The 13,772-nt window shown below is 56.6% G+C and carries 13 protein-coding genes and 1 pseudogene; 9 read left to right on the forward strand and 5 right to left on the reverse strand.

Features of this window, described 5'->3' with window-relative positions; all coding sequences use genetic code 11:
- Positions 1-115: 115 nt before the first annotated feature.
- A pseudogene (locus HUTA_RS08265) lies at positions 116-1,207 on the forward strand (phage NrS-1 polymerase family protein); the annotation flags it as partial.
- Positions 1,208-1,319: 112 nt separating this feature from the next.
- Here HUTA_RS08265 and HUTA_RS08270 read toward each other — a convergent pair.
- Positions 1,320-1,781 carry a hypothetical protein gene (locus tag HUTA_RS08270; RefSeq protein WP_015789437.1) on the reverse strand — a complete coding sequence of 154 codons (462 nt, stop codon included), beginning with the start codon at positions 1,779-1,781 and terminating at the stop codon, positions 1,320-1,322.
- 48 nt (positions 1,782-1,829) lie between these two features.
- Positions 1,830-1,970: a hypothetical protein gene (locus tag HUTA_RS15585; RefSeq protein WP_015789438.1), complete on the reverse strand. Its 141-nt coding sequence runs from the start codon at positions 1,968-1,970 to the stop codon at positions 1,830-1,832.
- Between the two features lie 535 nt (positions 1,971-2,505).
- Between HUTA_RS15585 and HUTA_RS08275 the strand changes: the two genes are divergently transcribed.
- The 5 genes from HUTA_RS08275 (at position 2,506) to HUTA_RS08290 (ending at position 7,657) form a co-directional block, all read left to right on the forward strand.
- Entirely contained in the window at positions 2,506-2,979 is a 474-nt protein-coding gene (locus HUTA_RS08275) for a hypothetical protein (protein ID WP_049941252.1), read from the forward strand.
- A gap of 466 nt (positions 2,980-3,445) precedes the next feature.
- On the forward strand, positions 3,446-4,294 hold the full coding sequence (locus HUTA_RS08280; protein ID WP_015789440.1) for a DNA-binding protein: 849 nt from the start codon (positions 3,446-3,448) through the stop codon (positions 4,292-4,294).
- 555 nt (positions 4,295-4,849) lie between these two features.
- A complete protein-coding gene (locus HUTA_RS15590; RefSeq protein ID WP_015789441.1) occupies positions 4,850-4,987 on the forward strand; it encodes a hypothetical protein in 138 nt (45 codons plus the stop codon).
- 157 nt (positions 4,988-5,144) lie between these two features.
- Complete coding sequence (locus HUTA_RS08285; RefSeq protein WP_015789442.1) at positions 5,145-6,521, forward strand: PD-(D/E)XK nuclease family protein; 1,377 nt, start codon at positions 5,145-5,147, stop codon at positions 6,519-6,521.
- 212 nt (positions 6,522-6,733) lie between these two features.
- Complete coding sequence (locus HUTA_RS08290) at positions 6,734-7,657, forward strand: transcription initiation factor IIB (protein WP_015789443.1); 924 nt, start codon at positions 6,734-6,736, stop codon at positions 7,655-7,657.
- Between the two features lie 100 nt (positions 7,658-7,757).
- Here the strand turns inward: HUTA_RS08290 and HUTA_RS15875 are convergent, their stop codons facing one another.
- Positions 7,758-8,468 carry a hypothetical protein gene (locus HUTA_RS15875; protein ID WP_015789444.1) on the reverse strand — a complete coding sequence of 237 codons (711 nt, stop codon included), beginning with the start codon at positions 8,466-8,468 and terminating at the stop codon, positions 7,758-7,760.
- A 185-nt stretch (positions 8,469-8,653) separates the two neighbouring features.
- Here HUTA_RS15875 and HUTA_RS08300 point away from each other — a divergent pair, with 185 nt between their 5' ends.
- Positions 8,654-9,259, forward strand: coding sequence for a DUF6884 domain-containing protein (locus HUTA_RS08300; protein ID WP_015789445.1), 606 nt, complete (start codon positions 8,654-8,656; stop codon positions 9,257-9,259).
- Positions 9,260-9,506: 247 nt separating this feature from the next.
- Entirely contained in the window at positions 9,507-10,664 is a 1,158-nt protein-coding gene (locus tag HUTA_RS08305; RefSeq protein ID WP_015789446.1) for a hypothetical protein, read from the forward strand.
- Positions 10,665-10,706: 42 nt separating this feature from the next.
- Here HUTA_RS08305 and HUTA_RS15075 read toward each other — a convergent pair whose 3' ends face one another.
- Entirely contained in the window at positions 10,707-11,309 is a 603-nt protein-coding gene (locus HUTA_RS15075; protein WP_015789447.1) for a hypothetical protein, read from the reverse strand.
- 374 nt (positions 11,310-11,683) lie between these two features.
- Between HUTA_RS15075 and HUTA_RS08310 the strand changes: the two genes are divergently transcribed.
- The gene (locus HUTA_RS08310) at positions 11,684-12,199 is read left to right on the forward strand and encodes a hypothetical protein (protein ID WP_015789448.1); all 516 of its coding nucleotides are present in this window, start codon (positions 11,684-11,686) and stop codon (positions 12,197-12,199) included.
- A 306-nt stretch (positions 12,200-12,505) separates the two neighbouring features.
- On the opposite strand, the gene HUTA_RS08315 is transcribed toward HUTA_RS08310, so the two are convergent.
- Positions 12,506-13,771 carry an McrC family protein gene (locus HUTA_RS08315; protein WP_015789449.1) on the reverse strand — a complete coding sequence of 422 codons (1,266 nt, stop codon included), beginning with the start codon at positions 13,769-13,771 and terminating at the stop codon, positions 12,506-12,508.
- Position 13,772 lies beyond the last annotated feature (1 nt).

Genomic DNA, 13,772 nt, shown 5'->3' on the forward strand with positions numbered 1-13,772 from the left:
CCAATAATAGGTGGGGCAAGAGCGTCGGAACGGAGGGAAGTATCCAGAGAAGTAGGAGAGCGAACGATCGAGCGCGGAGGCGAGTGTCTATCTTGGCAGCCGAGGGGTGGCTGCCATGAGTGAGCGTAGTGAACCAGCGATCGAACCGGCGGCGATTCCCGAGAGATTGCGGGATCGAGACCAGTGGATCTGCTGGCGGGAAGAGACGCGCGACGGGAAAGCGACAAAGGTGCCGATCGAGCCTGGATCGGACGAGTTCGCCTCGACTACTGACGCGGAGACGTGGACGGACTTCGAGACGGCGCGGCGGGAAATCGATCGCGAAGACATCGATGGAGTCGGGTTCGTCTTCAGCGAAGCGGGGCCGTTCGTCGGTGTCGATCTCGACGACTGTCGCGATCCGGGCGGGAAACTCGACGAAACGGCGCGGGATATCGTCCAGCGACTCGACTCCTACACGGAGGTCTCTCCGTCGGGGACCGGAGTGCACGTCATCGTCAAAGGGGAGTTGCCGGACGGTCGGAACAGGCGTAGAAGCGTCGAACTCTACGATACGGCCCGGTTCTTCACCGTCACTGGCGAGCGCATCGACGAGACGCCGACTCGAGTGGCCCATCGACAGGACGCACTCGCAGCGGTTCATCGTGAGTACGTGCGAGAGGAGGACTCGAATTCAAACGGGGCAAACGCTCCGGGCTCTGTATCGCCATCACAGCGACGATCGTCGGGGAGCGAGGCACAGTTGGACGACGCGGAGGTTTTGGAGAAGGCCCGCAGCGCCGAGAATAGTGGAAAGTTCGATGATCTCTGGAACGGGCGGAAAGCTGGCTACGAGAGCCACTCCGAGGCCGACATGGCGCTCTGCTGTCTGCTGGCGTTCTGGACGGGTGGCGACCGCTCGCAGATCGATCGTCTCTTCCGCCAGTCGGGGTTGATGCGCGAGAAGTGGGACGCGGTCCACTACGCTGACGGCAGCACCTACGGCGAGAAGACGATCGAACGAGCGATCGGGACCGTCGATGAGTTCTACGACCCGACTGGCGGAGGGGACGCTGGCGCGTCACCGACTGACCTCGAGGGCCAGCGTCGCCGGACACATCTCGTCGAACAGAATCGCCTGCTGAAGGAGCGGATCGCCAACCTGGAGACACGACTGGCGGAGAAGAACGAACGGATCGAGCAATTGGAGGGGAAACTCGAACGGATCGGCCACAATGTCGGCGGCTAACGCCTCTCTTCTCGATCGACGCTACTGTGTGACGACCTCTCGGAAGCGACTGCCGAGTTCAGCCAACCCCCGATTTCCCACCGTTACCGCGTCAGTCCTCTAGCCGGTCGATTCTCTGTCTGATGTCGTCTGCCGTGAAGGCATCCATTGCTTCGAGATAGTCATCGACAGCATCAACTCCCTCAAAGGAAGTGATCTCCTCAAGTCGTTGTTCGGCTGCCTGGTCGAACCTGGTCAGCCGGTCGGGGCGGTACTGGTGGGGATCCACGTAGAAGACGAACAGGACGTTGTAGTGCTTGTCACCGTGCGGTATCCCCATCACGAGACGGCAGTAGATCCGCTGGTCGCCACCGACGCGGATCACCTGGAGTTCGCTGCATCCTTCCACGGTTTCGTAGATGTAGTGTTGCGGGGTGGTGCTATCGAGAAGTTCGTGGAGGCGCTTCAGCACGGCCAGCTGGCGTGTTTTGTCTCCGATATCCGAAAGGCCCTCTGTGAACGTCTCTGCGAGAATGGCGACGTTTTCTTCGTCGGAAAGTTCGACGACGCTCACGCTATCCGTAGTTGCACATCCAACGCATAAAATCCCTATCGAACCGCGTTACAGGTCGAGTGCCTCGTCGAGGTCATCCCCGTCGGCGGTTCGACCCTCGGCGATGTCCTCGATTCCCTCGAGGACATCCGCCGGGACCGTCGGCTCCTCCTCGGATTCGTCCTCGTCGGAACGGGGAGTCGAGGCCATGAGTACGTACAAATTGGCAGTGCACTCGGTTAAACCTTTTCCGCTCCCGTCCTCCTGTCGATTCTCGCGGACGGAGTTTGACAGTCCGTCATACCCCTACCTTCCTGTTTCGGACAGCGTACCGATTATGTGATTGGTGCTGTTCAGAGAAGAATATGACACGGGTGGGACGACTCTGAAAGCCCTCGCCAGTTCCGGTCCCGCGACTCGCTGTGCGCTTCGAGCCTTGCAGGCTCTGTAGTGCTTATTCCGGGAGAGCAAGCTCTCCCGACGTTCGCCTCACTACGCTCGGCTCACCTTCGCCGGGGTTCCCGAAACTGGCTCGCCCTTTCGATCCTCCAGGATTCAAATGGTTTGTCGGCTAAATCCAGCCACTGATGAGTAATTCTAAACATCGTCGCGCTGGGGGAGACTCGTTTCATTTAGACTCCGGTGGATAGCTCTCGGCAGCGAATCTCAAGAATCCCTGTCGCTCGGCTTGTTGACTGACGGCGTTTCAGTAACGTTCTAACCACTCTTGGATAAAATGACTCTTATGTGGGTAGACATTCTCGTGGTTGCAGTCAGTTTAATCGGCTCGTTCCTGATCTCGATGTATACGGTCAACAGTAGAATCGACAAGGAACGGGGGCGTGAGATCGAGCGGTGGTATGTGGATGCAGGTGTGCAAGTGGACCTGGCCACGAAGGAATATTCGAATGAGATCCTCAGCGAGAACTCGACCGGGAACGACACGGTTGAGGTTCTCAGATCGCGGGCTGACGAACTCCAGCAACACGCAGCCGAGGGTCGACATCTGGGGGTGGATGAGTCGATCTGGTCCGCTCTCAGGGATATCGGGATGAACTATCGCTGGATGGCCTCCGAAATAGAGGCTGACGGAGCAACGGACTGGTCGGAGTTGACGGACCTCGAAGACGAAATGTGGGCGTTGACTGCGAAAGTGTCTGAGAGTATCCCGTCGGAAACGGAGTATTCGGCGCAAAACGGTTGGTGGCCGTTTTGGTAGCCACGAGGGCGGAGGAGAACAGTATCCTAGATCGAGTCTGCAGCCGGTTATTGAGTCGGCATTAACTCCTATCGGCTGGCTGGTGTGGTGCGATACGGCCCGCCACGCTCGCCGCTTTCCGCCCTCCGCGTCGCTCGGCACCGACCGTTCCGGGCTGCCTGCCTGCAGTAGCGGGCGGGCTGCCGGGCGTCCGGTTTGCCGCCAGCGGGTAAGCGCGGGGGATTGCGCTCCAGTCGGTGCTCATCCCGCCACGCTTACTCCGCTGGACGTTCGCTCCGGGCGGGTCGCCGCGCGTGGCTGGTTGTGGCACGTCCCTCGGGCGCTCTCGCTCGCGCCCAAAGGGGCGCTCGCGAAGGCGCGAGCGAGAGCGCAGAGACGGTTCTGTCGATCGTCATCGTGGAAAACCGCGATGTAAGGGCATCGCGGTGGTGGCGCGTGAGCGCCTTCGGAATCTAGAGTGATTCCAATGTCAGGTAAACAGCTATCGACTAATGAAGTTTCGGTCGATGCACAGGCACTCGAACCAACGCGCGAGCGGAGCGGGAGTGATGAAGTCGGTGAAGTCGTCGAGGACACGCCGGAGTTCAGGCCGTCGGTCCAACAGGAGACGCAGGCCAAGGTGGATTCGAATCATCCGGACGGGATGGTGCAGGACGTTTCGCACCTTACGCTGGAACAGGAAGAGCGGATCCGGGCCAGGGAGGCCGAACTCGATCACATTAGCGCGCAGGCGGAACTCACGTCTCAGGACGGGCGAGCACGACGGACGCGTGAGGTCGTCGTCGAAGATCGGCGGGAGTTGCGGCGCGAGCGACGACGGTTGGACCCACGAGAGCGACTGTCGCAGGAGGAACTGGCATCGGTGAATCGCGAGGCTGATCGGATCGCGAAGCGGTTCGACGGTGGGCCACGTCGAGCGGCCATCGCTCGAGTGTTGGCCGAGCGGGTGGTCCGTGGACAGGATCTCACGGAGGCGGTCTTCGAGACGATTGACGAGTGGAAAGCCGAACCAGGTGTGATTTGCCCGATCGCGGACGTGCCGGACGTGCAGTCAAACGAGGTAGATATCGAGGGAAAGATTCAGACGCTCTGGGAACCGAGCAATCCGGCCATTCAACAGGTCGGGCTCATCGCGGACGGAACGGACAAGATCAAGTTCACGAGTTGGAAGAAGTCGGATCCGAAGATCGTCCAGGAGGGTGAAACCGTGCGGATGTACGGTGTCAAGAAGAACTGGTACGATGGACGGTGCTCGCTCGCCGTGACTTACCACAGTCGGATCGAGTTCCCCGAACGGGGCTGTTGGTGGGAGTAGCGGCTTTAGGCAACAGGCGAATCTTTTTGTCGTACTTTCCCCCTGCCATAGTTGTTGACCGCTATCGCCTGCAGAAGTGTTTGTTTGCTCCTGAAAGGGGTGCGGGAGCCACGACCCGATGTGGCCCGCACCGAACGATGTGTTCGACGAACCAATGCCCCGAATGTGGCAGTACCGACGTCAATCACCTTCGAATGCGCGTTGACGGCATGGATCCATCGATCACGGTCTGTGTCATGATGTCCTGTACCAACTGTCAACACGAGTGGTGAAAACGACCAGATAAGCCAGAACTGAGACTCGTCACCTTCCACTTCTGTGCCGCCTCACCACGGCCCACCTCCCCACCCTCCGCTCCGTGCTCGCTCCCTCCGGTCGCTGCGCGCGCAGCCACAACCTCGGGTACACCATTTCTCCGGTAAACCCCTGAATCGTTTCGCGAGCGGGGGGCTTCACAGAAGGCACAGAGCAGCGACCAAGAGAGCACGAGGCAGCCGATCAGGAGTCTCATGAACCGAACGATTATGACTATGACTCCCCCACGGAGGAGTAAGCATGGCCGCTGAAAGTGATCGGCCCGAGATCCCCGATGAGATGTCCCCCGAGGAGGCGCGACAGTATCTCATCCGGTTTCTCGGCCGTCAGGACCTCGACGAACACGAGGAGATCTACGACGAACTCGCGACCGAATAAGACGTAGTTGTCGGTTGTCAATATTCTCTTCTTTAGATTGTGGCGGCTTTATTGACAGAGGGAGCCTTACCCTTACTATGATACACAGAACAGTCATTCATGGAAGATTGCTTCCTGGTAAACTCTCGAAACACCGCTGGCTCAATTGGTGGACTGAATGACCGCGGAGAGTAATAATCTCGAGGCACGTCTGGAACGGCTCGAGCAGACGTGGAATTCGATCACGGAAACGCCAGAGAAACCGCAGTCCACGATGTTCGTGATCGAGTACGGACTGGGAAAACAGCAGCGTGCAGAGGTCTACGTCAATCGCCTGCTCTGCTATCTCCTGGATCCCGGAAATCCCCACGGGATGGGAACCGAATTCCTCAACGTGTTCCTCCGCAACCTTCCAGACGCGCTTGCATTCGACGAAGACACTTACGATCTCTCAAACGTCCGCGTCGACGAACAGGTGACCGCCGAGCATGGCGACGAACGGAAATACCCCGATCTCGTCATCGATAGCCCCGGCGAATGGATACTCGTGATCGAACTGAAATTCTCCGCCGACGAGACCGGAACAGAATTTTACGCTCAGGCGTCTCGGATCGGCGATCAACAGATCGCGGACTACGAGTCGGGCCAGTACTACGTCTATCTTCATCAGCACGATGAACCGACTGCCACCAGTGATGCCTTTGTCAACTGGTCGTGGCAGTCTTTCGTGGCTGACGTTCTCGATGAAGTCATCACGGAGTCCGCTCCCCGCTATCCCCAGCGAACTGCCGCACAACTACACGAACTCAGGGACGACCTCAGGAATATTACCAGCATGAGTGACGAGCAAACCGCCGACCAGGAGAAGATCGAACTGTTCATCGAACACGCGGACGCGATCGAGGACGTCAGATCGACGTTCGACGATGCCTGGGAAGCCTACAGTGAACGATGGGGTCGGCGCCTCGCCAGTCAACTCGACCGATCAGAGGCGATCGACGTTCACGGCCAGTTCGAAAACGAGTATCCGGAAGTCGTCATTCCCCGATCAGAGACCGAGGACGAGCGCTGGATCCTCCGGAACAGTGGTGGTGATGACTGGCAGCACCTTCACAAATACGGCTGGTACAGACACGCAGAGACCCAGGAGCGACTGACGAGCCGGGCAGAGGATCGCAACGATCTTCGAATCGGATTCTATCATCGGATGGGGAAGCACCGCGATGCGGCCGTCCAAGACCATCAGCTCCAGTTCAAGTTTCGAAACATGGGCTCGAATCCTGGTGAGTTCAAGGACATCTATTCGGCGACATTCGATGCAAACGAGGATCGTATCGAAACGCTACTCTCCGGTACCAACGGCACCCTGACGGGAAACAAGCTGACGAAGATCACCGCCACGTACGATATCCCGGTCAGCACCTCGGATGGCTTCTTTGCTGCCTATACGACGGCCCTCAACGAGGCGTTTGTCGATCTCGTCGTCGAAGCGCCCGAATTGATTCAGCTCCTCGACGAGACGTTCGACGACGCCGTCGAGGAGTTCCACCAGTAACGAAACCACGGAATGGCACAGTGATAGAAACCCGTCGAGTTTTCCGTAGCTGAGGTCAGCTTGTTTCTCTTCCCGTGACGATATATACTGATGAGTATGGTCTGAGTCGAGTACCCCTTGGTGTGCCTGTGACGCACGGTATCAGTTTTTCTGCCCCTGCGATGGGCGAGGGGCTCGAGACACACTGAGTCCCTCGTAATTCGGTGATTCGAATGGCGACCAGCGATAGCTACGACCATCGATTCGACGAAGACGTACCGAGCGGATCAACCACCGGCTGCCCGGACTGTGGTGGTCGGGTTCGAACGAATTCGATCGAGACGGTCTGTGAGGACTGTGGTCTGATTCTCCACGAAGAACCGATCGATCACGGACCGGAATGGCGGTCGTTCGAGGACGATCGGACGAACCCGGAACGAACAGGGGCTCCACTCACGCCGACGAGACACGACCGAGGGATTTCGACGGAGATCGGCCGGAAAACAGACGGAAAGGGCAACGATCTCTCGGGTTCGAAGCGCAGGCAACTCGGCCGATTCCGACGGGAGCACAGTCGGGCACGATTCCGTTCGAAGAGCGAGCGGAATCTGGCCCACGGCCTCTCCGAAGTCAGTCGCATCGTGAGTGCACTCGACGCGTCGGACGTGATCGACGACCAGGCGTGTGACCTCTTCCGGAGCGCACAGGGCGAGGACCTTTTTCACGGGCGGTCGATCGAGGCGATGGCGGCCGGTAGTGTCTACGCAGCCTGTCGGTGCAATCGGCTTCCGTGGACGTTCGACGAAGTGAGCGCGGTCTCCCGGGTGAACAAGGAGCGAGTCGAGAACGCCTATCGGGCGCTGAATCGGGAGCTGGGGCTTCCCACCGTGCCGCCGTCACCGCAGCAGTACGTGCCGCGGCTGGCTTCCGAACTGGGTGTCTCTGAGGATGTTCGTCGCATGGCAGACCGATTGACCAAACAGGCAGAGGAGCGCGGGATCGCGAACGGTCCGAATCCGGCCGGCGTGGCCGCCGGCTGTCTCTACCACGCTGTACAGAAATCTGGAGCTGACCTGACCCAGCAGGAGATCGCCGAGGTGGCTGGCGTTTCACCGGCCACCCTGCGGCAACGCTGGCGTGAGATCAAAGGGTGCTGAGCGGCCCTCTCGGCAAACTATCCGGGATGAAACTATGAGAGTCGTTTGTCCACGAGATCTCTGCGCGGTTCGTTCGGTTTTGTGAGTTTGAATCGATGAGTTAGGGTGGTTCGGTTTCGACGATCGCCGCTTCCAGTCGATCGAGGAACGACGGATCGTAGTCTTCCTCGACGTGGTTGACGTTCCAGAGGCCGGATCGTCGAATTTCCGGACTCGGACACGAGTGTCCCAGCCAGTCTTCGTCTCGTGGATCAATCGACTGCCGATCGAAATTGCTCACGAGCGCGATCGCGTTGCGTTCGATGGTGGCCCGATCACTGTCGCGCCCGGGCTCGTCGTTCACCTTGATCCAGAGGAAGGGTAGATTCCGGATGTACTCGCTCACGCTGCGCTCGTGATCGAGTTCGTCGAGTCGGCGCTCACGCCCCGCAGTCGATCCGTCGCCCCAGTGGGGGTACTCTTCGGAGAGACCTTCGCGTTCGATCAGCGCCTCGCCGACGCGTTCCCGAAACACAGACCCGCGATGATTGCCACCTCCTTCGTACGTTCCACTGGTCGCTCCGCGGTGGGTCCGGAGACGATTCCAGAGGGACGTGCCCGATCCGGCCGATACGGCATGCGTGCCGACCCTGGTGAGTCGTCGGTGATCGGTCTCGGCGCGCCGCTCGTCGTCGGCGAAAAAGAAGTAGACGCCGCGCTCGGGCCAGTCCATGTAGCCGGTACAGTCTTGCAGGCGCTGCATTCCGTTCACGCGGTCGTCGAGGCGATCCATTAGCTCGTAGAATCGATCGAGATCATCGCGTCTGGACATTGTAGGGGAGTTCAAAATCCAGCACCAAGGTTTTCGTGGTACACGTTGAGTGGGATCGTATTCCCCCGTCGATTCTCATCCTGTCTGCGTGTTCCGGAGACAAAGCATTCGACCCGATCGTGGACTGTTCCGAAATTGACCGGTCGTCTCACGACGATCTCGTTGCAAAGTAGCCCGACAGGACGTTGCCAGCCCGAGAACTGTACACTGGCGACGAACACGAGTATGTGACCGAGGCCGTCAACCGATTTGCGAGGATCGCCGACGTCGACTGGCGGATCGTTTCCGCCGGGTTCGGTCTCGTTCGTCCCAAGACGGCGTTGCCTGCGTACGAGTGTACCTTCCGGGACATGGATTCCGTTCGGCGACGCCTCGAAGGCCGGAGGATCGATCCGGAGCAGTTCACGAACCCCGAGAAAATTCAGCACTTGGGAACGGAGTTGGGAATCCCGGATGCGATCGAACGCGCACTCGAGACAGACCCAGACATCGTCTTCGTAGTTCTCGGGGAGGATTATCTGCATGCAGCCGGATCGGCGCTCGAATCGTTCCCGGATGACACGACGGCGTTCGCGATCGCTCCAGAAAGCACTCGCGACGCGATCGGTGACTGTCAGTGGGTGCCCTCGACAGAAACCGAACGCGAGGCACTGGGGACGATCTGGACGCGGCTGAAAGGTATTCAGCTGAAGAACGTTGCTGCTGCCGTGGATTCAGCTGACGACCTCCGAGATATTGAGCAGAGTGACAGGCTCCGAGAGATGAGTCTGCCCAGTCCGAGTCGGGAGTAGGTTTTGCGTTTCCAGCGGATCGGGCCGGAATTTGCTTCTGGGAAGCCAGGTCGTCAACCTAAATCCAGCATCACTTTTGTGGGATTGGCGTTTTGAGTTGCGTCTCTACTGACGCCATAGCCGCCACCAGATCTCGCTTCGAACTCGGATCTTCCGCACGGTGGCGTTTGTTGTGCCCTCGAGAAGGGTGCAGGGCGCGCGAGATGAGCTGGCCGACGACGAGCATCCTTCGCGAGGTGACTACGAGATGAAAGACCCAGAAACCCGTACCGTGTTCGCGGGTCTCGACGGCCGATCGGATGCACAGCTTCCAAACTGGTACGCGGAACAGAAACCCGTGGACGAGCCGGTGACGTTCACCGAAGCGATTCGTGAACTGCCCCAGGCGATCGAGACGACGGTGGCCTACCAGAATCCCTACAGTGACGAGTGGGTCGAAACCGAGCGCTTCAACGCGGTCGTCGAGCCGTCGCGGCTTCGAGAGCAGGGGCGTGGTGAGGACGATGTCGAGCCCCTGTTCCACATTCCGACGGACAGTTACGCGATCATCAATCCCGTCGACGTGTACGGCCCCCTGGAGGAGGTGCTGCGCGAGGAGACCATCGACGGGCAGGCGCTCGGCGACGTGATGTTCGGCGAGATTCGTCGGTATCGGGGTGGTGGCGAGGTCCACATGGACGTCATGTTTGACGGTCTTGAAGTGACGCTCCCGGATCGCTCCGATCCGATCACGATGGGCATGACGTCGGGGTACGACTTCTTCGGCGAACATGCGGTGTACGTGGAGGGATTCGCCCAGGACGGCTACTGTTCGAACACGATGCGCTCGCTCACCGACAAGGAGGTCGTCAAGCACGTCGGCGACGTCGGAAACTTCCGGACCTGGTGGGAGGGCATTCTCGAGCAGGTCGAACTCGTCGCGAACGACCTCTTCGAGTTCATCCGGGACGCTCAAGAGATCGATCTCGATTTCTCGGATCTCCCGTTCACCACGACGGAGTTCTACACACTCCTCGGCTTCCCGGAGTATCTCGCGGAACGGGCAGCGGGCGATGCCAAAGCCAATGCTCCAAGTCCGTTCGAGATCGACATGTGGACGCTCCACTCTGGAGCGACGTACGCACTCACTCATTTCTTCAAGGGGAAAGAAGGCGGCTCTCTCGATCAGTACGTCCGCATTGCGAACGACATTCTGTTCAATCCCGAGCGGACGGTTGAGCGTGTCCACAAGGAGTACGAGGATCAGTTGGAAACCGAGAGTGGCGGAGAGTCACAGACATCACTCGACGGTGAGCGTGCACTTGCGAGTATCGAACACGTCAGCGAGGATCTGCAGGATGATGTTGAACAATTCGAAGAGCGGGAAGAAGTACTTCGGGACCGGTTCCAGGCGGCTTCGGATTGAGAGAGGGAATCGGATAGGAAAATACCGACCTTTAGGAGGAGTTCAATTGACGCGACTTGATAGAAGGCGATACACTCGACGAATAGTTGGCCATCCAATATCGTCGTTTTCGACCAGTAATGAGGTTTGGAGAGCAATATAGAAGATAACCCCGAACAACACGAGCGCAAGTGCTGGCATTACTCCTGGATTTATCGATGCTTCGAAAGCTCCGTCAGTCACCTCAAGCGAACTCACCCAATCAAGAATATAGAATACGACGAAAATACCTCCAAAGAAAATCGTAACCGTGGCTAGTCGATTGATTTTAGTCACAGTTTCCTTTCTCGAATTCGTGTTTCCTGATGGAACGCTGGCTAAATCGTCCGGAACAGGCCACCGTGACTCAGGGTGGTTCAGCCAGTAGATCTTTGTCTGTTTCCCAGCATCCGCATACAATAACACTCCTCGGTTAACGAGGGAATTGAGCCGTTTCCGAGCTGCTTCATCGCTGAGATCGGTCATATCGGCCACAGCTGATTTGCTTAGGAACGGTTTGTTCGCCTGCACGAAGCACCGAAGTATTGCTTCATCTGGTACAGTTACCGAGGAGATATCGCGGAGGACATCCCGTTCAATGAAATCCGGAAGTTCGGATTCAGTCATGATTCGTTCGATGTCTTAGTCCATGGTCCCCTTGAAGATCGCCATGAATTATCGGATGGCAACCAGCAATTGGTGGTCGCCAACTGGCCACTTGACGGGCTGTATATTATCCGAGAGCAGGAATGACGATCTGTGTTCCAAAAACTCAGCGATCGATCCAAATCAACCCCATCCGAGTCAGGAGAAGGGGTGAAATTCGGATCCCAGTTTAGAAAATACAGTGACCGTGAGGGGCTACTGAAAGCAAAACCGACAGGATTCACTTCTCAGAGGAGATCGGTCACTCCAACCAGTCACCTTCAGATGGATCCTTATGAGGCCCTGCGTATGGCCAGTCTCGGACCAAATAATCCCGTCGATACCCAGACAGACACATGGAACTAATCGATATACATCGTCGGGTTAAAGCGAGTGATTGCAAATCATGGCAGATATATTTCCTAGGGATATCTGTCCTGGCTGCTGTCAGCCTCTACTTCGACATCGGAATGATTCACTCATTCCTCTGGAATCTCGAGTCCTATCTCTCACCGTTGGACTGGTTAGCTATTTTGGGGATTCAAGGCATTCTTATCGGATTTGTCGCAGAATTCTTTTACGAGCAAGGAGACGGGTATGCCAAGGTCCTCAGCGATCTGTTCGGGTCCAAAGACCGGACACTTCTGTTCCGAGTCGGGATAATGACCGTCATATCTGGTATCATAACGATGGTCGTTCCGACCGTGCTTAGAGCGGTAACTGAATTCCTTATTATTCAGACAACAGGGGCAGTGATCGTGCTTGGGATTTTGCTAATTCACCTGGAGATCCGTAATTGGAACGCAAAGACTGAATGGCCCGCAATCGTGGCAGGAGGATTATTTGCAATCGCACCAAGTGTGTTAATTTGATTGGATTATAACTACTATGTATGAGTGATATATGCTAATGATTGTGGCGCCAGATACGGTTTCTGTGGCGAAAGTGAATTTTGGATATGATTTATATATTGGACTACCTGCAGAAGCCAATCTAATCGCTGACAGACAAAGGCCCACTCCGCACGGACGGCCCTGGTTAGCTGTTCAATCCCGAGTCAATAGTATGACGGATCAATGAAGGGTATGTGTAGCAGAATTAAGCCAGGGACACCAGAGACCAACGAAGGCTCGATAAAGAGCAGTTTCTCTCTGGATTGATGATGTCAGAATAGATTACTAATCCACCATTCCAAAAATTGCATCCGCCGTTTCGGACTCAAAAGCTGAGACGAAATCTTCGTAGGAATTCACTTGGACAGCAGTAGGTAGTTCAGATAGCCAAAGGGGGAATCCACCAGTGACAGTCGAACGTGACTCATTGAGTCCACCACAATCGGGGTAAAATAGTATTCCCGGTACGTTGTTGGCGAGCATGTATGACGTCATCTGGTAAAAGTCGGCGTTTTTCGGCCTCTCATTCTTCCATTTCGCATCAGCAACGAGTGATACCGTATTTTCCGGGTCATATATCGTAATATCGGGCTGAAGTGTCACTGTGTGTTTTCCGCCAGTGATTAAGTTCTGTGACGTATCCTGGAATTTCACTTCCCAATCTTCGCGCTCTGACAGAACTTCTTTACAGGCACGCTCAACTGCGTTCTCGAATATCGTATTCATATTTACTAACATCGCAAACGCCGCACTCGAGCCGGCTTGGAGTTCCGACACGAATGAGTTCCTAATCACCAATTTAGTAAGTCGGAGAATGTCCTCGTAGTGGTCAGCAAGACGATTGAGTTCAATACGCTCTATGTCCTGTATCGTCACAGGCGTAAGGGAAACCTGACGGCGAAGCAACTGTTGATGTTGACGAAGCGACTGGGTTATTGAACGGTCTGAGACCGCCCCTAGCAAGACAGTGGTAGCATGTAGGATGGCTCGATTCGCCAGAATATCATGAGTCAATTCGTCGTAAGTACATTCAAACGCAGTAGGAACTGGTGGTTGTCGCTGTAGCTGGCGATGGATATCGAGTCGTCCGCGAAGATGAGACTCGGTAGCGTCGGTTCTTCGGTAGTCCGTGTAGAGTCCTCGATCTACAATTCTCCGCAATTCCGCTTCGTAGAGTGCACCAAATGCATCGAGAAAAGTGTGACCTGCTTGATACGGAGCCTGTGATTCGAACGTGGTCGCAGTCGTGTCATGAGCGTATTGGAGAAGATACAGGAGGTTTGTGCCGGCCGCTTTCGGGCGGACTTCAATAGTGGGTCCATCTCTCAACGAAACGACTCCAACGTACTGGGTCGAAGTGAGTATTGCTTCCCCATCTCGGTTGTAATGCAACTTGATACGGTCGCCCTCTTTTTCCTCTCCGCTATTCACTTCGTTTTCCAGCATCGATACGGCCATCTCTGAGAGTTCAATTGGTTCGCTGGATTCGTATTCTCCCAACTGGATGTCGGCTTCAAACTCCTCCTGGTTACGATTGAAAGAGAGGGACATA

Origin of the sequence: Halorhabdus utahensis DSM 12940 (genome assembly GCF_000023945.1) — an archaeon.
In the GTDB taxonomy this organism is placed as follows: domain Archaea; phylum Halobacteriota; class Halobacteria; order Halobacteriales; family Haloarculaceae; genus Halorhabdus; species Halorhabdus utahensis.